At 39.6% G+C, this 21,067-nt stretch carries 23 protein-coding genes; 5 read left to right on the top strand and 18 right to left on the bottom strand.

Annotated features, from left to right (window positions below; all coding sequences use genetic code 11):
- Positions 1 to 232 precede the first annotated feature (232 nt).
- From ACYSNU_RS14185 to ACYSNU_RS14220, 8 genes are all read right to left on the bottom strand, one after another.
- Entirely contained in the window at positions 233 to 1,816 is a 1,584-nt protein-coding gene (locus ACYSNU_RS14185; RefSeq protein WP_461737847.1) for a hypothetical protein, read from the bottom strand.
- A gap of 424 nt (positions 1,817 to 2,240) precedes the next feature.
- A complete protein-coding gene (locus ACYSNU_RS14190; protein WP_461737849.1) occupies positions 2,241 to 2,573 on the bottom strand; it encodes a DUF1292 domain-containing protein in 333 nt (110 codons plus the stop codon).
- A 22-nt stretch (positions 2,574 to 2,595) separates the two neighbouring features.
- On the bottom strand, positions 2,596 to 3,024 hold the full coding sequence (gene ruvX, locus ACYSNU_RS14195; protein ID WP_265458974.1) for a Holliday junction resolvase RuvX: 429 nt from the start codon (positions 3,022 to 3,024) through the stop codon (positions 2,596 to 2,598).
- Positions 3,024 to 3,290, bottom strand: a complete 267-nt coding sequence (locus tag ACYSNU_RS14200) for an IreB family regulatory phosphoprotein (RefSeq protein WP_265458973.1) — start codon at positions 3,288 to 3,290, stop codon at positions 3,024 to 3,026. Before ACYSNU_RS14200 ends, ruvX begins: the two co-directional genes overlap by 1 nt.
- Positions 3,291 to 3,555: 265 nt before the next feature.
- Positions 3,556 to 4,308 carry an acetylglutamate kinase gene (argB, locus tag ACYSNU_RS14205; protein ID WP_265458972.1) on the bottom strand — a complete coding sequence of 251 codons (753 nt, stop codon included), beginning with the start codon at positions 4,306 to 4,308 and terminating at the stop codon, positions 3,556 to 3,558.
- 64 nt (positions 4,309 to 4,372) lie between these two features.
- Complete coding sequence (gene argJ / locus ACYSNU_RS14210; protein WP_461737852.1) at positions 4,373 to 5,563, bottom strand: bifunctional glutamate N-acetyltransferase/amino-acid acetyltransferase ArgJ; 1,191 nt, start codon at positions 5,561 to 5,563, stop codon at positions 4,373 to 4,375.
- A gap of 26 nt (positions 5,564 to 5,589) precedes the next feature.
- Complete coding sequence (gene argC, locus ACYSNU_RS14215) at positions 5,590 to 6,618, bottom strand: N-acetyl-gamma-glutamyl-phosphate reductase (RefSeq protein WP_461737853.1); 1,029 nt, start codon at positions 6,616 to 6,618, stop codon at positions 5,590 to 5,592.
- A 251-nt stretch (positions 6,619 to 6,869) separates the two neighbouring features.
- On the bottom strand, positions 6,870 to 8,012 hold the full coding sequence (locus tag ACYSNU_RS14220) for an acetylornithine transaminase (RefSeq protein ID WP_461737854.1): 1,143 nt from the start codon (positions 8,010 to 8,012) through the stop codon (positions 6,870 to 6,872).
- A gap of 374 nt (positions 8,013 to 8,386) precedes the next feature.
- On the opposite strand from ACYSNU_RS14220, the gene ACYSNU_RS14225 reads away from it, so the two are divergent.
- Positions 8,387 to 9,109, top strand: coding sequence for a GntR family transcriptional regulator (locus tag ACYSNU_RS14225; RefSeq protein ID WP_461737855.1), 723 nt, complete (start codon positions 8,387 to 8,389; stop codon positions 9,107 to 9,109).
- A gap of 149 nt (positions 9,110 to 9,258) precedes the next feature.
- Here the strand turns inward: ACYSNU_RS14225 and ACYSNU_RS14230 are convergent, their stop codons facing one another.
- Together ACYSNU_RS14230 and ACYSNU_RS14235 are read right to left on the bottom strand one after the other, a co-directional pair.
- Positions 9,259 to 10,101 (bottom strand): TIGR03943 family putative permease subunit, encoded by an 843-nt coding sequence (locus ACYSNU_RS14230; RefSeq protein ID WP_461737856.1) that lies wholly within the window; start codon positions 10,099 to 10,101, stop codon positions 9,259 to 9,261.
- Between the two features lie 13 nt (positions 10,102 to 10,114).
- Entirely contained in the window at positions 10,115 to 11,164 is a 1,050-nt protein-coding gene (locus ACYSNU_RS14235; protein WP_461737858.1) for a permease, read from the bottom strand.
- A 179-nt stretch (positions 11,165 to 11,343) separates the two neighbouring features.
- Here ACYSNU_RS14235 and ACYSNU_RS14240 point away from each other — a divergent pair, with 179 nt between their 5' ends.
- Positions 11,344 to 11,688 (top strand): thioredoxin family protein, encoded by a 345-nt coding sequence (locus ACYSNU_RS14240; RefSeq protein WP_461737859.1) that lies wholly within the window; start codon positions 11,344 to 11,346, stop codon positions 11,686 to 11,688.
- Positions 11,689 to 11,761: 73 nt separating this feature from the next.
- Here ACYSNU_RS14240 and ACYSNU_RS14245 read toward each other — a convergent pair whose 3' ends face one another.
- Positions 11,762 to 12,415, bottom strand: a complete 654-nt coding sequence (locus ACYSNU_RS14245) for a redox-sensing transcriptional repressor Rex (protein WP_461737860.1) — start codon at positions 12,413 to 12,415, stop codon at positions 11,762 to 11,764.
- A 311-nt stretch (positions 12,416 to 12,726) separates the two neighbouring features.
- Here ACYSNU_RS14245 and ACYSNU_RS14250 point away from each other — a divergent pair, with 311 nt between their 5' ends.
- Positions 12,727 to 14,667 carry an ABC-F family ATP-binding cassette domain-containing protein gene (locus tag ACYSNU_RS14250; protein ID WP_461737861.1) on the top strand — a complete coding sequence of 647 codons (1,941 nt, stop codon included), beginning with the start codon at positions 12,727 to 12,729 and terminating at the stop codon, positions 14,665 to 14,667.
- A gap of 244 nt (positions 14,668 to 14,911) precedes the next feature.
- Here ACYSNU_RS14250 and hpf read toward each other — a convergent pair whose 3' ends face one another.
- The 3 genes from hpf to ACYSNU_RS14265 all read right to left on the bottom strand — a co-directional run bounded on the left by hpf (position 14,912) and on the right by ACYSNU_RS14265 (position 17,577).
- Complete coding sequence (gene hpf, locus ACYSNU_RS14255; protein WP_265458961.1) at positions 14,912 to 15,466, bottom strand: ribosome hibernation-promoting factor, HPF/YfiA family; 555 nt, start codon at positions 15,464 to 15,466, stop codon at positions 14,912 to 14,914.
- 118 nt (positions 15,467 to 15,584) lie between these two features.
- Positions 15,585 to 16,274 (bottom strand): ComF family protein, encoded by a 690-nt coding sequence (locus ACYSNU_RS14260; RefSeq protein WP_461737862.1) that lies wholly within the window; start codon positions 16,272 to 16,274, stop codon positions 15,585 to 15,587.
- On the bottom strand, positions 16,264 to 17,577 hold the full coding sequence (locus ACYSNU_RS14265) for a DEAD/DEAH box helicase (RefSeq protein WP_461737863.1): 1,314 nt from the start codon (positions 17,575 to 17,577) through the stop codon (positions 16,264 to 16,266). Before ACYSNU_RS14265 ends, ACYSNU_RS14260 begins: the two co-directional genes overlap by 11 nt.
- A gap of 383 nt (positions 17,578 to 17,960) precedes the next feature.
- Between ACYSNU_RS14265 and ACYSNU_RS14270 the strand changes: the two genes are divergently transcribed.
- Positions 17,961 to 18,188: a DUF378 domain-containing protein gene (locus ACYSNU_RS14270; RefSeq protein WP_265458958.1), complete on the top strand. Its 228-nt coding sequence runs from the start codon at positions 17,961 to 17,963 to the stop codon at positions 18,186 to 18,188.
- Between the two features lie 133 nt (positions 18,189 to 18,321).
- Here ACYSNU_RS14270 and ACYSNU_RS14275 read toward each other — a convergent pair whose 3' ends face one another.
- From ACYSNU_RS14275 to ACYSNU_RS14285, 3 genes are all read right to left on the bottom strand, one after another.
- Positions 18,322 to 18,624: a hypothetical protein gene (locus ACYSNU_RS14275; RefSeq protein WP_461737865.1), complete on the bottom strand. Its 303-nt coding sequence runs from the start codon at positions 18,622 to 18,624 to the stop codon at positions 18,322 to 18,324.
- Between the two features lie 61 nt (positions 18,625 to 18,685).
- Positions 18,686 to 19,006, bottom strand: coding sequence for a PTS sugar transporter subunit IIB (locus ACYSNU_RS14280; protein ID WP_265458956.1), 321 nt, complete (start codon positions 19,004 to 19,006; stop codon positions 18,686 to 18,688).
- A 77-nt stretch (positions 19,007 to 19,083) separates the two neighbouring features.
- Positions 19,084 to 19,371 (bottom strand): DUF7662 domain-containing protein, encoded by a 288-nt coding sequence (locus tag ACYSNU_RS14285; RefSeq protein WP_265458955.1) that lies wholly within the window; start codon positions 19,369 to 19,371, stop codon positions 19,084 to 19,086.
- A 126-nt stretch (positions 19,372 to 19,497) separates the two neighbouring features.
- Here ACYSNU_RS14285 and ACYSNU_RS14290 point away from each other — a divergent pair, with 126 nt between their 5' ends.
- Positions 19,498 to 20,133, top strand: a complete 636-nt coding sequence (locus ACYSNU_RS14290; protein WP_461737866.1) for a YigZ family protein — start codon at positions 19,498 to 19,500, stop codon at positions 20,131 to 20,133.
- Positions 20,134 to 20,199: 66 nt separating this feature from the next.
- On the opposite strand, the gene ACYSNU_RS14295 is transcribed toward ACYSNU_RS14290, so the two are convergent.
- Positions 20,200 to 20,907, bottom strand: a complete 708-nt coding sequence (locus ACYSNU_RS14295) for a GntR family transcriptional regulator (protein ID WP_461737867.1) — start codon at positions 20,905 to 20,907, stop codon at positions 20,200 to 20,202.
- Positions 20,908 to 21,067 lie beyond the last annotated feature (160 nt).

The following is a 21,067-nucleotide window of genomic DNA, read 5'->3' on the forward strand; positions in this document are numbered from 1 at the left end:
GCAAGGTCAATTTATAAACTTGTAAACCTGAAAATTTAGTTTTCAAATGAACCTCAGTATTTCAATATTAAAATCAAAAAAGCCAAAACCCTAAATTTTATATCAGCGGCTTTGGCTTTTAGATTGCTAGTTTTTATCTTTCGATCATAAATACTTTACTATCTCTCTGTATTCTTTATTGCAAAAATAAATGATTCTTATTTTAATACTTTTGGATGGCAGCTTTTGGATTTTAATTAATCCGTATTTGGTTTCCTTGTTCAACGACTTCCCAATTAGCTCCACCATCAGTTGATTGATAAATCCAACTATCCATCTGGTTTCCTTCAAAATCCCCAGTCTTAGTAAAATTAAAAATTGCTCTATAAGTCGTGGAATTTATCTGGACAACTTCATTTGGTGAATCAAAAATATTTAAACCACCTTTTGCATAGCCATCTGGTGGCGAAATAATGGCTTGGTCGTAATTTAAACCTCCGTCCGTTGTGTAATACACATCATCTCTGGTACTGACAAAACCAATTTGACTAGATAAAAAACTGACATTTTGAATTGGTCGGTCAAAATTTGCACTAACACCAGCTTGCCAGGTTTGCCCATAATCATTGGTAAAAAAGAAAAATAAATCTTCCGCCGAAACAGAAGGATCTTCTAATGAGTAGGCAACGTAGCCGCGACCTGCACCAGCTTGTCCTGGATTAAAAAAGTTTGCTTTACGATAACGTAGACGTTCTGCAAGCAAATCTGAAACCACACTAGTTTGCCACGTCTGACCATTATCCATTGAGTGTAAGAAATACAAATTAAGATTGTCTGGAGAATACACATACCAGCTAAAATCAGCCCCAACTTGAAATGTTTTATCCAACCAATAACCTAACGGCGGCTCTCCATCCGTTGTTGTGTAATGCCCTGCCCGCAGCCAATCTAAGCGAATCGGCACAAATTGCCAAGATGTGCCACCATCAGTTGTTTGATATAGTTCATCGCTTTGGCTAATATCTAGTTGAAATAATTCACCACCAGTAGTTGTAGGGGGATTACCAACTTGCGAAATCAATCCACCAGTTTCTACAGCTTCTGGCATGCTAGAAGAAGTTGTAAATTCTGTTGGATACTCAGTATTTGCTGTGGTTTCTGGTATGGAGACAGTCTCATGACGCAAACCATAATAAATCATACCAATTAAGATAACTCCCGCAACGATCGATAGCCCACCAAAAAATTTCCAATCACGGTTGCCTTTCAAGTTATGCTCATCATAGACAGGGAACGTTTCTGTCGGTAAGATAAACAACTGACTATAACTAGTTCCAGCTACCCCTTCTCTTTTCCCCAAATAAACTTCATAGTCACCAATTGTGACCGGAATCTTTTGTTTTGGTTTCTTTTTGATTTTGATTCGCTGATTAGGACCTTCATCTTTAGCCAAATAAAAATAGTCTAACCCATAATAAACTAATGGGTAGGCAACAATTGTGTCAGCCTGTTCCTCTAACCAATGACTAAAATGTTTTTTTAATTGCCAAGTATCCCGCAGATTGCTTATCATGAAAAATAATAAAATAATTCCAATCACAGCCCCAAGACCTAATGAAAAATAATAGAGATGTTCTAGGCGAATACTATATACCCAATTTTGGGTGCGTTGACTTAAATCAAAATAGACGAGCGTACTGATGCCCCAAAATAAACTAATTGTGGCCAGCAAACCTGCCAACAGCACAAAAAAAGTTTTGCGTTTATTTTCTCGATCACTAGCCACGACAAGGGATTGTGCCGAAAGCATTTCAATAATAAAGAGTTCCTTATCCATCTTGATCCATCCATTTCCGAGCACATTTATTATAAGGCTACCAAATAATTATTAGGAAAGGTTTAAGTGTTTTTTCAAATTTTATTTTCTAAAAAATTGTGACAGTCCTTATAATGGCTGATTGTTACCTGTTTATTTTCAATATTTTTTTAGAAAAAAGCCCTTCGTTAATTTTAAACATCCAAGCCAGTTCACTTTGACTGTTAGATGCAGCGAAACTTACTAAGCGAACTCGCCTTAACTCATTCGTCAATGCATTTTTAATTTCATTGAATAGGCTCTTCGCTACACTTGAACCACCTCTGTCAATAACAAGATGCAATCAACATGCAAGTGTTAAAACAAATGATATACTGGCATTCAAAAAATAAAAAAAAAGACTAAACCCTTATCCATCAAGGGTTTAGCCTAATAAATCAACTGTTTATTCTTCTTCCGTCATAAAAGTATTGAACACTTCTTCAATCATATCCCACTCTGCGTCGGTCTCGATTGGTTCCAGTTCGCCTTCTGTGCCGTCTTCGTTTTCGATGTAAGCATAAGCTTGTAATTCTACTTCCTCGTCCTCCGGTGAGCCGGCTGGATAAAGTAGCACATAGTTGCGACCAAATTCTTCTTGGCCATCAACAGTTAGCAGAATTTCATAAAGGGTTTCGTTGCCTTCATCGTCTACTAAAGTAATATGTTCATGTCCTTCATGGTTGTGATCGTGGTGATGATGATGATCATGGTCATGATGATGGTGATGTTCTGTCATTGGAATTCCTCTTTTCTAAAAATTATAGTTGATGACTATGGCTATCGAGATAATTTTGCAAAATCATGACAGAGGCCAGCTTATCGATTACTTTTTTGCGTTTTGCGCGGGAAGCATTTGCTTCTTCCACGAGCATCCGCTCAGCCTGTACCGTTGTCAAGCGTTCGTCTTGATAGTCCACTGGTAAATCAAATAATGCCTTGATTTTTTCACCATAGGCCATGGAAGCTTCTGCTCTAGGTCCGATGGTGTTATTCATATTTTTCGGCAGACCGACGACAAATTTTGTCACCTCATACTCCGCCACCAGCTCTTTTAACCGCTCAAAGCCGAAATTTTCCTCATCTTCATTGATGCGGATAATTTCCACCCCTTGCGCAGTCCAGCCTAACGGATCACTGACTGACACGCCGACTGTTCTTGAGCCGACATCTAAACCCATCAGCCGCATTAGAATTTAATCCCATTTTCAGCGAGGTAATGTTTAACTAGAACCTCCATAATTTCATCCCGCTCATGCCGGCGAATTAAGTTGCGGGCATCACGATAACGGGGAATGTAAGCCGGGTCTCCTGACAGCAAATAGCCGACAATCTGATTGATTGGATTGTACCCTTTTTCCTCTAATGCATGATAGACAATCGCCAATGTTTCACTGACAGCTTTTTTATGATTGTCATCAAAATCAAAACGAACTGTTTCATCTGTAAAACCCATCTTCAACACCTCTTTTTCCTTCTGGGATTTCCTTCTTTTCAAATAACATTTTACTAGACTTAAGCACAAACTACAAATTAAATAATTCTTACATTCGCTGTGAATCATCTTTTGACAAACAAAATTAAATCTTAGTGCAAGAAATAAAACTAACTGGTACACATTTTAAAATCTGCAAAAGAAAAAGACTTCAGCCAGCAACCCATCAACAGATAATTTTTTTCATGATTTATCTGTTAATAAAATACTTTTTGAAGTCTCTTTTTTAAACTGCAACTGCCGGATAAACCACTTTAGTGCCGGCATAATCAATGGCGTTACTGATGTGGACCAGGCCAACGCCGTTTTCTAAAGCTTTTTTGGCACTTTCCAATTTAGGAATCATGCCACCGGTGATCACTTTGGCTGATTTCAAATTGTCTAATTGATCCGCCTGCACCTCAGATAGCCACTGGTTTTCCTGTTTTATCCCAGGGACATCTGTCAATAAAAATAATTCCTCCGCCTGTAATGCGCTGGCTACTTTGCAGGCAACGTCGTCTGCATTGATGTTTAGCCATTGTCCCTCACTAGTGATTCCTAAAGGTGCAATAATTGGAATATGTTTCTTTTCCAACAACACTTCAATCAACTCAGTATTAATTTCCTCAACCTGACCGACAAAGCCTAAAGAATTTTGATCGATAATCGAGCCTTGAATTAATTGATCGCAGCCGGCATTTAAGCCAATCGGCGTTAAGTCGGCCTTTTGAAAAGTGGTGGTAATCATCGGCTGAACCCTACCTAAAAGAACCATCCGCGTAATTTCCAAAGTCTCTGCCGTGGTTACCCGCAGCCCATTTTTAATTTCCACCGGAATATTCAACGTCCCCATCATTTCAGAAATATAATGGCCGCCACCATGAACAATTACCAATTGTTTTCCTTGGGCCTGCCATTTTCGAATTTGAGTGAAAAATTCCGGTGTTAAATTATCTGAGGCCACGCCTCCCATTTTAATTACAATTGTTCCAGCCATGTCAGCCAGCTCCTTTTTTTAACCAATTTATTTTCCATGAAATTATTTGAATGTGTTTATTTTTTTACGTTGAATACAATGCGTTAATTTTGACGTAATCGTAAGTTAGGTCACAGCCCCAAGCCTTACCACTGGCTTGTCCTTCAGCCAATGACATGCTGATAGGAACGACTGTATCCGCCAACTTTTCAGCCATCAGCTCTTCATCAAATTGAACTGCCATCCCTGCTTCAAAAACAGGAATCCCTGCTAGAGCTATCGCAACTTTTTCAAAATCAAAATCAACGCCAGCATAACCACCGGCACAGAGAATGCGACCCCAGTTGGGATCTTTACCGAAGACTGCTGACTTTAATAAATCTGAACCAACAATGGATTTCGCTACCATCCGAGCAGCCAACGGGTCTTTTGCTTCAGTGACTTCTACTTCGATTAATTTCGTAGCGCCCTCACCGTCTTGGGCAATTTTTTTGGCTAGTGTTTCTAATACAAAATGCAAGTCCGCTTTAAACATCGCAAACGCTTCGCTGTCCTTTAAAATCGGCTTGGTTTGTGCTAAACCGTTTGCGATAACTAGAACTGTGTCATTTGTCGAAGTATCGCCATCGACGGTAATTTGGTTAAAAGTCACTTCTGTTAATTCTTTTAAAATTTCCTGTAGCAGTTCTGCTGAAATATTGGCATCCGTCGTAACATAGCCCAGCATCGTCGCCATGTTGGGATGAATCATCCCGGAGCCTTTAGCGACACCGGCGAGGATAATTTTCTCCCCGGCAATTTCCTCAGTCACCACGATTTCTTTTGTCACCGTGTCTGTCGTCAAAATCGCTTCATGAAAATGATACGCGTTGCCGTCTTTTGCTAAACTATTAATTCCTGTTTCAAGTGTCACCAGCGGCATCGGTTGACCAATGATGCCGGTCGACGAAACTGCCACAAATTCTGTAGGAATCGCTAATTTTTCGGCAACTTTTTCAGCCATTTTTTTTACAGCCACATGGCCAGCTGGTCCGGTACAAGCGTTGGCATTTCCCGAATTCACCACAACTGCTTGCACTTTGCCATTTTTTACAATTTCTTTGTCCCATTTGATGGGAGCTGCTTGAACTTTATTAGTGGTAAAGACTCCCGCCACCGCTGCCGGCACCTCTGAATAAAACCAGCCGATGTCTTTTTTCTCTTTTTTCAATCCGCAGTGCTGCCCGTCCGCATAAAAACCGAGGGGAGCTGCGATGGTCCCTGAAATGATTTCCATAACCTTACCTTCGTTTCTTTTTTTGATTAAGGGAAAATAGGAACAGCTAACAAGCCGCTGGTCTCATCAATTCCCGCCCATTTATTAAAATTTTGCAGCGCTAATCCCGCAGCGCCCTTTACTAAATTATCAATCACAGTGACCAGTGTCAGATAATTATTTTCTGGATTGATGACATAGCCGATATCGCAAAAATTTGAGCCAACGACCTGTTTAATTTGAGGCAGCTGATTTTCCTCCTGCATCCGCACAAACGGTTTGTCATCATAATAAGAAAAAGCCTCAGCTACTTGCTCTTTTATGGTCCCTGCTTTTAATTTGACATAAGAGGAAACTAAAATTCCTCTTGTAATAGGAAGCAAACTTGTTGTAAACTGGAGTGTTTTTAGCTCATGATCAAATTGTTTGAGATGGGCCACGATTTCTGGAATGTGCTGATGCTGATTAACCTTGTACATGCTCATATTTTCCTGCACATTAACAAAGTGACTAGCCTCCGTCAGCTTCTTACCAGCGCCTGATAAGCCAGACTTTGCATCAATCACGATGGAATCTAAATCAATCAAGTGATTTTTGATTAATGGTGATAAAGTCAGTTCAGTGGCTGTCGCATAGCAGCCGGGGTTTGAAATTAAATTTCCATCCGGCTTGTCATAAAATTCTGGTACCGCATAAAAAGCTTTTTCCAAAATGTCTGCAGCAGCCGGCGTTTTTTGATACCACTTTTGATAGTCCGCTGGATTTTTCAAACGCAAATCACCGGACAAGTCAATCACCGGAAAATCAGCTTCAAGAAAAACGGCAACATTTTCTTTACTGATGCCTGCTGGTGTTGCAAAAAAAACAAGTTCATTTTCTGACATTATTTTTTTAGCATCAAAAGCCTCCACCGGTTGTTGCACTAAACCTTTTAAATGAGGATAAAGTTCAGCAATATCATTTTTATGCATCGTACCACTGCATAAAGTTCCAATTTCTAAATGAGGATGACCTTGAATCAAGCGCATCAATTCAATTCCTGTATAACCTGTAACTCCAACAATTGCCGCCTTCATCCAATCACCTCGTCTTTTAATAACTCTGATTATAGAAAATATCTTTATGCATGTCAATGACTTTTTATAAGTTTTTATTGCGAATTTCCAATTTTTTATTCAAAAAAAATTCAAAAAGAAAAACTGCGGAAGCAGCTTGGTTGAAGAGAAACTCTTTTAATGGAGAGTTTCGGCAAACTATTAAAACTTTTCTTTTAAAAAGTTTCGCCAGCGATTGCCTGACTGCCAAGTTTTATCCCACAGTTTTATTTTTAATTTGATTTAGTTAAAACGCTTTGAATGAGACCTGTCGCCTGTTTGATTTCCGCTTCCGTTACGGTTAATGAAGGCAGCAGTCGCAAAACATTTTGGCCGGCCCGCAAAGTCAGTAGCCCTTGCTCCTGTAATTCTTGGATAACCTCCTTGACAGAAAATTCGTCGGCAATCACCAGTCCTACCATCAAACCTTTACCACGGATTTCCACAATTTTATCCGATTGAATTTTTTGAAGCTCGTCAAAAAGTAGAGCGGATTTTTGCTGAACAGCTGCGAGAAAATTTTCCCCCTGTATAATATCTAACACAGCGCTGGCGGCTGCCATAGCTAATTTATTGCCGCCAAAGGTTGAACCGTGGCTCCCGGGACCAAAGGCCGCTCCAAGCTTGGTTTTGCCAAGCATGGCCCCCACAGGAATTCCATTGCCTAAGCCTTTTGCTAAAGTAATAATATCTGGTTCGATATGAAATTGTTCAAAGGCAAAGAGACTACCAGTCCGCCCCATGCCCGTTTGAACCTCATCGACGATTAACAGCGAATTATTTTTTTGACAGAGAGCGGCCACTTGTTGCAGCCATGCTTCATCCGCCGGTAAAACGCCGCCTTCTCCTTGAATTACCTCCAGCATCACGGCCGCTGTGTTTTCATCCAGAACTTTTTCCAGTTCCCCTATCTGATTATAAGGAAGATAAATAAAGTCTGGCACAATCGGACCAAAGCCTTCTTGAATGCTGGCTTGACCAGTTGCACTCAGCGCCCCATAAGTTCTTCCGTGAAAGGAATCGATAAATGTAATAATTTTGCTGCGGCCCGTAGCTTTGCGGGCCAGCTTCAACGCCGCTTCATTCGCTTCAGCGCCGCTATTACAAAAGAAGGCCAAATAATCTTTCTTACCAATTAATTTTTCAGCAACCATTTCTTGCAGCTGACTTTGATATAAGTTTGGCATATGCCACAAGATTTCATTTTGCTGCTGCAAAGCTGCCACCAACTGGGGATGACCATAGCCTACATTCATCACACCGATGCCGCTGGTAAAATCTAAAAATTCACGACCTTGATCATCTTTTACAACCGAACCTTGACCAGAAATAATTTCAAATGCCTGCCGTCCATAATTATTGAATAATTTACTCATACTAACGCCTCTTTTTTTCGTTTTCAAAAGTATACCCAATCATTTTATGCATGTCAAAGAATATTTATGTAAAAATAATTTGATTTTAAAATTTATATACAAAAATTTCCTAAATAATATTTTTTAGATTCCATCTTTTGCATTTTGCTAAAAAAATTCTTAAGAAGGAAGAAATTCTTGGTTAGAATCATTTTTCGTTATCAAGTTATCCATTTATCCCCGAGAACAAGATTTTGTAGCGAGAAAGCCTTACATTTATTTGTTATGTATTCTTGCTTTCAAAAAACACTTTAATTTCGAATTGAAATGAAAATTCGATTGATTGTATAAGTATACTTTGCTCACTATACTAAAGATACAGGGGGGAAATGATTATGACAAAATATGAAGAAATTGCAGCCGCTATCCGCGAAAGAATTCGTTCAGGCAGTTATCCGCCAAATCAATTAATGCCGAATCAAACTGAATTTGTTGAAGAATTTAATGTGAGCCGGATGACGATTAAAAAAGCATTGAATCTCTTAATGAACGAAGGCTTGATTAATTCGCAAAGGGGTTCTGGAACCCGCGTAATGAGTCCAGCGCTTTGGGGCAATTCCACTGATTGTTTGCAAAAATTTGAATATGAAAAATTGCAGCTGTCAGAAGAACAGTTTGATTTATTAAATATTTCGATTTTAGATTTTGAAGTGCAGTTTCCTAATAAAGATACACAGCAACAATTAGGCATCAGTCGCGAACAACCTGTTTATTATCTTGCAAGACTTTACACATTAGCTGGCAAGCCTTACGTTAAAGAAGACGTCTACATACCGGTTTCAATGGTGCCTAAATTGACCGAAGAAATTATCGAAAACTCGATTTATCGTCATTTAGTTGATACTTTGCATCTGCGTTTTGGCGGCATTTTTAAATCCGTCTATGCTGAAAATTCGACAAAAGAAGATCAAAAACTTTTAGCCGTACCTAATCGCCAAAGTATTTTAGTTACAGAACAAGTCGTTTATTTAAAAGACAGCAAACCGATTGAATATTCCATCTGCCGCAGTATCGGCAATGATCGGCGAATCACATTTGTTGAAGCAAAAACAGCCTGAACTATTTAGAAAAAAACTCCCGCAATTAATAAACTGCGGGAGTTTTTTTGTAGTGATTTATTCAATAAGAACTTTAAAAAAAGCACAAGCTAATTCTCCAATAAAAAATATTTTCTATTTTTTTCAAATCAAGGGAGAAGGAACAATTTTTAAAAGGCCCGGTAAACATATTGATTGCTCGGGGCGTTGACTTTTTCAATTGATGTCACTTGAATGGAAGGGATACTACTCTCCAAAGGTGCATAATAAGTCGTGCCGATAACACCCTCAACAGTCACCCAATCGTTATTTTCAAAATTGACTCCTGCTGGCAAATTACTCAGCAGACCAAACACACCCGAATCGGCAACACAGTGGATCACGCCAAAGCGAAAGGCAAAAATTTGATTGGCTTCACCTTGGGGCGCCTGAAAAACAAAACCGGTGTACTTAATAGTTTTTCCTTGAAAGATGCTGGGAAAATTATAAATAATTTCCATAATTTCCAAGTAGTTATCATCGGTGACTTTAATTGCATTATCTGTTTCATATTTGCTTAATAAAGTTTCCATCATAGAATTATAATCTGAGTCATTGTAATAAATGCTCGTGTCCGGCCGCAAATATTGGGTATTCATCTCTGGATCGCCGACCGACTCTTCACTGATGGGAAAGGTAATCCCCTTCGCTTCAACAATCGTTGCATCTAAACTAACCGTTGGAAAAACAGTCGCCACCAGTAGCGGGATTATTAATAAGCCATAGGAGCTCAATTTTTGATACCATTTATTCAAATGATGATCATGGTCTAGCTCTTCTTCATGTTGGTGAGGTTGTTCAGTTTTGCCAGTCATCCACAAATACAATTGAACGAGGGCCAAGACGAGAGCTAAAATCATCGAAAGTATTGCTAAATATTGGTAGTGAATATTGATGTATTGATCTAATTTTCCTGTGACCATCAGATACATCATCACTTCAAAATAACCAGATAAAATTAAAAAACGCAGCACAATTGCTCCCCCTTTAAATGACTAAACCGTAAATCAAAACGGTCACCGTGATAATGGCAACTAACTGTAAAATAAATTTCGTTGAAAAATAGCGTTTCATCATCAATAAATTTTTAATGTCCACCATTGGGCCAAAAACTAGAAAAGCCACGACCGGAGCGGAACCAAATAAACTGAGCAGCGATGAGCCGATAAAAGCATCGGCTTCTGAACACAAGGACATGGTGAAGGCTAGAACCATCATCACCAAAATCGCTAAAAAAGTATTTGAGCCCAGTGTCAACATGGCCCCAGTCGGCAAATAAGTTTGCATGGCCGACGCAATTAAACCACCAATCATCAAGTAACGACCGGTGTCAAAAAATTCATCAATGGCATGAACTAAGACATTGCCCACTTGTGATAGAAACCCTTTTTTTTCACTCCCATGGTGATGATGTTCATTTTCATGAGAGTCTTCAACTATCTTCTCTTCACTACCGTAATCTTCAAGGACAGCTTCTGAAAAACCGTTTGCTGTAAACTTAGAATTTGCTGCAACTTGATTAGCGCCTGCTAAGGCCGTCTCTGGAATTTTTGACAAATGATGCTGACTGAAGGCTTCATTTAAACGGGTTTTCAGCACTTGTTCTTTGCATAAATAAGCTAGCCACAAGCCCACAACTAAGGCGACAACAAAACTGCCCACCATCCGCAAAATAGCGTAGCGCCAAGTATTGCTAAAGGCGATATAAGTTGAAAAAATAACGACTGGATTAATAATCGGGGCTGTCAGCATAAAAGCGAATGCCGTGTAGACTGGTACATCTTTTTTTACAAATTGATGGACAATCGGCACAATACCACACTCGCAGGAGGGGAAGAAAAAGCCCATACAGGAGCCGAATAGAATGGAGAGAATTTTATTTTTTGGCAAAAACCGTTTAACTCTGGCAGGGGTTAAAAAAACCTGCAACGCACCGGAGATAATACAGCCTAATAAAACAAAAGGCAGAGCTTCAATCACAATTGAAAGAAAGATTGTACTCATTTGTAAAACTGAGCTGGGTAAAAAATCGAACATAGAATCCAAACCTCCTGTAAATTCTTTTCAAGAATACGCCTCTTAGAAAAAAACTACAAGATTTTTTTCGATTTTTAATTTGTCCTTAGAAAACGAAATGTTGTCCTGCAAGCATTTTATTGGTATTTTTGATAATCCCGACTAAAATGAAGCTAAGAAGTCAAACTTGAGGTGGTCAAATGGAAAAATATTCAGATATTGCAGCAATCCAAAGCGCATTACAAGAGCCAGTCAGCATTTTATATATTTCGATGCCTGATTGCAGTGTCTGCGTGGCGGTCAAGCCCCGCTTAGAAAAATTGGCGCAGGATTTAACGGTCCCGCTTTATCAAATGGATGCCTTTGAGGTGCCGGAAGTTGCTGGTGAATTTCAGGTGATGACGGCCCCGGCGGTATTGGTTTTTTCAAAGGGAAAAGAATTGCAACGGCAAGCTCGTTTTATCAATTTTGAAAAAATTAGCAGCTTAGTAGAGGATTTACAAGCGAGCGATACGAGTGTTGATTATGAAAGCTTATTTAAATAATGGTCGTTAAAAAGAGCCGAATTATCGAATCACTGATGTTTAAAATCCAGTGAAAAGATAATTCAGCTCTTTTTTAAGCTTTTTCTTCTGTCGTAGCAGAATTATTATTGTGTAGGAAGTAAATCAACGTTTGCAATTCATTCGTTAAATCAACATTTTGAATTAAAACATCCTTTGGTGCTGACAAACGTGCGGCAGTAAAGTTTAACACACCTTTAACCCCGGCTTCCCCAAGCTGCTTAACTACTTCTTGGGCTCTGGCAGCCGGCAAGGTTAAAATCGCCACCTCAATTTGCTGTACACGAATCTGTTCCAGCATATCCTCCATTGGATAAACGGGAATACCATCGACAATTCTGCCGATAATTTCTTCATTAACATCAAAGGCACAGCTGATACGAATGCTGTTACTTTGGTGGAATTTATATTTTAACAAAGCTGAACCTAAATTTCCGACACCAACTAAAGCAACATTGGTCAATTGGTCATCATTTAAAGTTTTAGCAAAGAAATTCATCAAGCTTTCCACGTCATAGCCATAACCTCTTTTGCCTAATTCGCCAAAATAAGAAAAGTCACGGCGGATTGTAGCGCTGTCCACTTGGACTGCCTCACTTAATTCGGTTGATGAAACTTTTGTTTTGCCGGCGTTGTTTAAAATTCTTAAGTAACGGTAATATAGCGGCAAACGTTTGACCGTCGCCTTGGGAATTACATGATCTTTCATAATTATCCTCCTTGTTCATCCACATGAAACTGTTTATCGCAATTTTTAGCTGAATGGGTAACTTTTCGCTGATGCAGTGTTTCAAGCCTTCTGAATAAAATGCTTTCACGAAATTTTACCGCTCGTTGCACCTGTCAGTCTAAAAAAATCTTTCACAAATAGTGACAGCCTAATAATAGCAGTAACCATCAGGAAAAAGCAATAAATTAGCTTAACTTTGTGATAATTTTAGAATTAGTTCACAAGGTCGCTGATTCAAGTAAAATATGATACACTATGTTCAGCAAATTTACTGTAGAAAGAGGATTCATATGCTGTTATTACAGGCAAATCAAGTGGCTCGTTACTTCGGTGCGGAGTCGCTTTTTGAAAATATCCAAATGGAAGTCAGCTCCAATTCTAGAATTGGTTTGGTAGGTCGTAACGGTGCCGGCAAATCGACCTTGTTAAAAATAATTGCCGGTATTGAAGCTCCGGATGCCGGAAATATCACTAAAGTCAAGGGGACGACTCTTGGCTATTTGGCTCAAGATACCGGTCTTGCTTCAAAAGATTCCGTCTGGGAGGAAATGCTGAAGGCCTTTGGAAAGGTTCGTCAAATGGAGGCCCGCATGCGGGAGTTGGAAGTAATCATTTCAACAAGCACTCCTGAAGGCCCTCAGTACGAAAGCGTCTTAAAAGAATATGATCGACTGCAGCATGATTTTTCTGATTTAAACGGCTACGGCTATGAAAATGAAATTCGCTCCGTCCTTCATGGCTTTAATTTCGATGAAACATTTTATCAACAATCAATCGAAACACTATCCGGTGGTCAGAAAACTCGTTTAGCTTTAGCAAAATTACTTTTGCAGCGGCCGGATATTTTGATTTTGGATGAACCAACCAACCACTTAGATATCGAAACGCTTAGTTGGTTGGAAAATTATTTGCAGGGCTATACTGGGGCTCTCTTAATTGTCTCCCATGACCGCTATTTTTTGGATAAAGTGGTCAATGAAATTTATGAACTCTCCCGCCATAAACTGCGAAATTATAAAGGCAATTACTCCCGCTATTTAGATTTAAAGGCCGAACAGTTAGCTTCTGAGTGGAAGGCCTATGAAAAACAACAGACAGAAATTGCTAAACTTGAGGATTTTGTTGCCCGTAATCTCGTACGGGCCTCCACGACTAAAAGAGCCCAAAGCCGCCGGAAAAAATTAGAAAAAATGGATCGGATGGATCGGCCTGAAGGGGATGAAAAATCAGTTTCCTTTTTGTTTGCGATTGATAAAGTCTCTGGCAATGTCGTTTTACAGGTGGAGGACGCCGCCATCGGCTATGATCAGACTGTTTTATCTGACCCAATCAATCTGGACATCCGCAAACAAGAAGCCGTTGCTCTAGTGGGGCCAAATGGGATTGGTAAATCAACGCTGCTGAAATCTTTAATCGGCGAGATCCCCTTTATTAAAGGGGAAGCCCACTTTGGAACAAATGTTTCTGTTGGCTATTACGACCAAGGTCAAGCCGACCTTCACAGTAATAAAACCGTTTTGGCAGAGCTGTGGGACGAACATCCCACGACACCGGAAAAAGATATCCGTACTGTTTTAGGGGGCTTTTTATTTAGCGGAGATGATGTTGAAAAAACAATTCCTCTACTCAGCGGTGGTGAAAAAGCGCGGGTCGCTCTGGCAAAACTTTCGATGGATAAAGAAAACTTTTTGATTCTCGATGAGCCCACCAACCATTTAGATATCGACAACAAGGAAGTTTTAGAAAATTCTTTAATTGATTATGAAGGTACGTTGTTTTTCGTTTCCCATGACCGCTATTTTATCAATCGCATCGCCACTAAAGTAATTGAGCTCTCTGAAACCGGCAGCAAAGTCTATCTAGGCGATTATGATTACTATTTAGAAAAGAAAAAAGAAGAGGAGGAATTGGCGGCACTGGCGGCAGCGGAAAATTCTGAGAAGTTGACAGTCAGCGAACCAGATGTAAAAAACCAATTCTTCTTAGACAAAGAACAGCAAAAATTACTGCGGAATTTAAAACGGAAAATCCAACAGGCTGAAGAAGATTTGGCGCAGCTGGATGCTAGCATTGCCAAATTACAGGCTGAGATGAATGACCCCAAATATGCTGATGACCACAGTCAGCTGATGAGTTTGAATCAAGACTTGGAATCCTTATCAGCAGAGCAGGAAGCCACCTTAGAGGAGTGGGAAAACTTAAGCATTGAATTAGAAGAACTAGAAAAATAGTTAAAATCGCGCCAATGCAGTAGTTAAACAGAAAAAAATTCAGTTTTACTCAATTAAACCTCGAAATCTGACACTCAGTTTATGAGCTGTCAGATTTTTTTGATACCGAAAAAAGTTTTAATGCTGGACTTGGATGACTAAAATGAGGACTTGATAAATCTATTAATGCTTCATCTACTTTTTTTAAAAATCAAAAGAGCCGGACAAGTAAACTTGTCCGGCTCCGAAAATTTTTAAGTCACGCTTAGTTTGTTTCAATTAAGCCATATTTTCCATCTTTACGACGGTAAACAATGCTGGTGCCGTTTGTTTCTGCGTCTTCAAAGATAAAGAAATTATGTCCTAGCATATTCATTTGTAAAACCGCTTCTTCACTATCCATTGGTTTCAATGATAGGCGTTTTGTACGAACGATATCTAATTCAGAGCTTGTTTCTTCCTCACCAGATTCTTCGTTAAATAAAACAGCAGCATCCGCTGTGTTGACAGCAGTTTCGCGGGATTTACGATTGATTTTAGTCTTAAATTTGCGAATTTGCCGCTCCAATTTATCGACAACCAAATCAATACTTGCGTATAAATCTGGCGAAGTTTCCTCTGCTCGAAGAACTAGATACGGAAGTGGAATTGTTACTTCGACCTTCGCTGTCTTTTCAGTATACACCTTCAAGTTTACGTGAGCGGTAGCATCTGGAACGTCAGTAAAGTATCTTTCCAATTTTCCTACCTTTTTTTCAACATAATCGCGAATAGCTTGAGTAACTTCGATATTTTCTCCACGGACATTGTATTTGAACATAACAATTTCCCCTTTCGTCTACCAATAAAGAAAAGCGTGGACCACTCACGCTCCTCTTCTTAATTCTATTATAACTTTTGTCTAATTCTTTTGCAAAATAAATCGCTATCATTTTTAATCATCTTGCCAGAGAAAAACCGAGAATTTGCCGAGCTCCAGCCGACTGTAAAAGAACAGCGGCATAGTACATCGTCCGGCCAGTTGTATAGACATCATCGACTAATAAAATTTTTTTTCCCGTAATTTTTTCTGGAGCAGCCTTTAATTTAAAAGGCTGCGGCATCGCCAAACGCTCTTGGCGATTTTTCAACGCTTGCGGCGCTGTCTCCCGCCGCTTTAATAATTCAGTTATCGGAATCGCAGCGGCAGTTAAAAGGCTGCTGACCTGATTAAAGCCCCGCTCTCGATACCTTTTCTTAGATAGAGGCAACGGACAAATCAAAAATTTTTCTTTGCGATATTTTTTTAAATGTCCTTTGACTTCTTTAGTGAAGGTGTGACGCAGCTGATAATTCCCCAAAATTTTATATTCCTTCAGCCATTCACTGAAGGCTGCATCATAGACAAATAAACTTTCCTGCTGAAATTCTAGCTTTGGATAATAGGACCGCCAAAATTGGCAATCACTACAAAGTCCTGGCTTAATCATCGGCTTTTGACAGCCGGAACAGTTTGAAACCTGCCCTTGAAAAGTAAATTTCTGATGGCAAGCTTGACAGAGCTCCCATTCTTTCATTTTTTGCGGCAACAGTAATTCCCCAAGACTTAGATTGCGAATGATTTCATGATTGCAATAGCTACACTTCATCGACTAATCCCGCCTTTATGCCAGCCTGATTCATTGCCTTAATTTCCCTGAGCGCTTGACGCATGGCTGTGGTCATCTGATCATAAATAAAAATGACTTCCCCATGACTTGGCGGCCCTTTGCGGTCAACCCGACCTGCAATTTGGATCAATGCTGCTTGATTAAAAACGCGATGGTTCGCTCCTAAAACAATTACTGAGAGCTTTTCAAAGGTGACTCCCCGCTCTAAAATGGTAGTCGTCAAAAGCAGTTGGTATTTATTTTCCCGCATTTCTGTGACAATTTCTTCCCGTCTTGGATGATTGCCATGAACAGCGGCTATTGGCAACTCAGAAAATTTTTTCTTTAAATGTTCAGCTAACATTTCCATCAAAGAAATGCTGGGACAAAATAGCAGAACACGATTTTGAGCCAATAATCGCTTTAAGAGTTGAATCAGTTTTTTTAGTCTTTTTCCAGAAGCACAGCGCTGCCACCAATTATTCCACCATAATAATTTTGGGACTGGCAGCGGCCTGCGATGATAGCGGGCCGGAATTTTTTCAATCGTAAAGTCGTCTTTGATTTGTCGTAGTAGTTTGGTTGAGGGCGTAGCAGTCAGATAAATTAAACTGCTCTTTGGTAAGCGGCTTTGGGCTACTCCATATGCCAACTGAGGATTATCTGCAAAGGGAAAGGCATCAATTTCATCGATGATTAAGACATCGAACGCCTGATAAAAACGCAACAGCTGGTGGGTTGTGCAAATTGTCAACAGACTATACCGATAGGTTTCCTCTGAGTTACCGTACAAAAGTAAAATATCAATATCTGGAAAAACAGCCTGCAACCGAGGGTACAATTCCCGACAGACATCAATTCTGGGAGAAGCAATTGCAACCCGTTCGCCACTTTTCAAAGCGGCCTTTAAACCTTTAAAAAGCATTTCTGTTTTTCCTGAACCCGTCACCGCCCACAATAATAAATTGCGTTTTTGCTTCATTGCTTTTAAAACCTGTTGAGAGCCGCTAATTTGCTGTGGCGCTAGCGTTCCCGTCCATTGTAATTTAAGAGCTTGCGGTGTGCGAAGTGGTTCTTTTTGATGGACTAGAGCCAAGTTGGAACTAACCCGCCCCAAATGAATACAATTTGGGCAATAAAAATGGCCATTAGGTAAACGAACTGCTTCTTTTGAAAAAGAGCTCCCACAGCGCTGACATACTACCGTCGACTGGCTAATTTTCATGCTTGCCGAAATATTCAAATTGGATTTTTTGCTTAACGCTTTTCGTCGCAGCTCCCGACGACCATAAAACTCACTCATATAAATACCCCCGCTATAAATTGCGCAAAATATTTTTGATTTCATTTACGTAAAAGAGGCTTTCATAAGATTACAAAAACATTGCAACCTCCAAATATTTCTAAGGCGCTTGAAATCTAGAAGGATTATGGTCGTTTTTTATAATTAAAAGTTTCTTACACCTGCAAGTAATCTGCAAAAATCAACAGGAAACTCTTTAATCATCGGGAAAATTAGGAAAAAGATTTCTTTCGACTAGTAGCGGAGTCAATATGAAATCTTAAAAATTGAAGAAGTTTTACTTCAGGAAAGAGGCCTCATAAAAAAACATTTAGGCCGATTAATTGTCAGTCTTAGAGAAAGCCGTTAGCATGAAGCTATCTTAAATGAAGGAGGAAATAACAATGAAAACATTAGATTTTATCGCTTTGGGGTTATTGATTGTTGGTGGCTTAAACTGGTTATTAGTAGGCTTGTTTGAATTTGACTTAGTTGCAGCCATCGCTGGTGGACCAGAAACAATCCTAGCAAAAATTATTTATGTGGTAGTCGGAATTTGTGCCATTTATTCTTTACGCTTCTTCCCGCTAATCTCTCGCACTGCTGAAGTCAGAGATACCACCACAATGTAAGAAAAATCAACGTTACAGATAGTTCAACTAGTTGAATGAATTTTTAAGACTAATGTCATTTCTTCGTCAGTTGGACGATTACCAGAAAAATTAGTTTTACTTAAGCGGCCTAATATTTTTAGCAGCCGCTTTTTTATTTTTTTAAACGGTTCAAGCGTTTTATTAGTAGGCTGAAATAACTAATCAGCCAGCCGATAAAAAAGATGGTCAGCTTAAAGATGTCTTGGCCAATCTGAAAATCGAAATCACTCCAGAAAAAATGCCAGCCCTGCCACCACCACAATGTATCGAGGCAGAAAAAGCCAACAGTTAAGAGCAATAAAAATTTTTCTGATTTGCTCCACGAAACTTTTCTTGTTCGGATAATTAAGCCTATTACTAGCAGCAAAGCCGCAAACATCACTAAACTATTTTCTAACCAATCAAACCATCCCATTATTTTCCTCCCAAACAAAAAAGCCGGGCCATTAATCTGACCCAGCTCAATCAATCACAAATTATTTTTCAATTAAAGTTAAGGCTTGTTGTAAAACTTTTTCACCGTTCATCATACCGTAATCAGACATGTTGATTACTTCTAATGGAATACCTTTTGGTGCCAAACGTTTTTCGAAGTCACCCTTCATAAAACGAACTTGTGGGCCTAAAAGTAAAACATTAACATCTTTTTGTTCCAATGAAGAATCTGCTTCAGAAGCTGATACCGCAAAGATATCTGCATCTACGCCTTGCGCTTCTGCTGCTTTTTGCATTTTAGTTACTAATAAACTAGTGCTCATTCCTGCTGAACAAACTAGCATGATTGTTTTTTTTGCCATAATAAAATCCTCTTCTTTCTCTGCTTGATAGTATTAATTATACAAGTTCAAAACGAGTTGTCAACGCTTTCTGTCTGTTATCCTAAAAGTGAGCTGGATTTTACCAATTTGTTAAAAACAATGAACTCTTTAGCCAAATTGACCACCACCACTTCATAGCCAGCATTTAGCCAGCCGTATGCGCCTTTTTCCGGATGAAGATAGTCGTTGGCCCACCAATCCTTATCCTTTTGGGCAGTTTGCGGCAAGCCGCTGTAAGGAAAAAGCAGTTCGTCAAACTGTGTGAAGGTCAACGTCACCTGAGAGCCGTTATTACTTTTTAAATAATGGGTCAAACCATCGTATTTCCGTGTACGCTGCTTCATCCAATCACCCGCTTTTTCTTTTATTATGCCGATTTTTTGTGATAATTTCAATCATCAATTGTTCATCCGTGGTAGGTTTTTGTTATACTATCAGTAACAAACATCATTTTGAAGAAGAGGAAAAAAATGCTAGCGAATTATTTAACAATCAAAGCCGATGGTGTGGTGGAAACAGAGGTCAAAAAATCGCGTTTTCTTTGCGGACTAAAACGCGTCACCTCCGAGGAGGAAGCTAAAGAATTTATCCTCCAAATAAAAAAAGAGCATTGGAAGGCCAATCACAACTGCTCAGCATTTGTTATCGGTGAGCAAAGTGAGATTCAGCGGAGCTCTGACGATGGCGAGCCCAGTGGTACTGCCGGTGTTCCGATGCTGGAGGTCTTGAAAAAAAATCAGCTGATCAACGTTGTCGCAGTGGTCACCCGCTATTTTGGTGGCACCAAGCTTGGGGCCGGTGGTCTAATCCGGGCTTATGCCGGGTCAGTCTCCGCTGCCTTAAAGGAAATTGGCATTGTGCAAGGGCGGTTGCAACAGGAAATTTTTGTCAACATTGAATACCCAATATTAGGAAAATTACAAAATTTTCTTGAAACCCAAGGAATTTATGTGTCAGATACTTTATTCACTGAGCGGGTTCAAGTTGTCTGCATGGTGGACGAGGTGGAAAAAGAGGTCTTCCAAGAACAAGTGGTCGACTTGCTTAGCGGGCAAGTCAGCTTTGCGCTGGGAACGAGCCGTTATGTAGAAACTTTAGTCCAATAAAAAAATAGAAAAGTCCTCCTTGAAGATTTCCTAAGAACATCGCCAGGGAGGAACCTTTTCTAGTTTTTATTTTTCTAAATAAAATTCAAACCGGCTACCCACATATTGACTGCGGACATATTCAAAAGGTCGGCCATCTTCTAAAAAAGAAACTTGTCGCAGGCGTAAAATGGCATCGCCTTTTTTAATCTCCAAATAATCCGCAATTTTTTCAGAAGCTAGATGGGCCGAAATCGTTTGATTGGCGCCGTTAATTTTGTAGCCGCCTTTACCCTCTAACGTATTATAAAAAGAATTGGTCACTTCATCTCGGCTAAAATTCGTCACTAAATCGAGGGGAATTCCCGCCACCTCAAAACAAATCGGAACGCCATCGGCATAACGCACCCGTTCCATGCGGATAATTGCATCTTGTTCCTTCAAGTCTAAATGTTTCATTTCACTGGAACTTGGAGTTGTCTTAAAATAAGAAACAGTCCGACTGGAAGGTTCACGATTTTGCGAGCGCATAATCTCAGTGAAACTGGTGGTGCCCGTCATTTTTTCTTGCACTTTTTCACGGGCGACATATGTTCCGGAGCCGATTTTCCGTTCTAAAATCCCTTCATCTGCCAACGTTTGAATCGCCTGCCTTAAAGTCATGCGACTCACGCCAAAGGTGACAGAAAGCTCTCGTTCTGAAGGCAAACGGTCGCCGACTTTCCAGTGGCCGCTTTCGATTTCTTTTTTTATTTGATCGTGTATTTGAATATATACTGGTAAGTTGCCAGCCATCTTAAATTCCTCCAATACTCAGACTTTTCAGGCATTCTCTAGCCCTGCTGAGCAGTATATTTGAATATATTATAACTGGTATATACCTAAACTACAAATTTTCTTGAAAAAAAGACAATTAGAAAAAGACTTTAAGCAAACTGCCCTTACTTTTCGAAAT

The organism is Enterococcus sp. LJL120 (assembly GCF_054871765.1).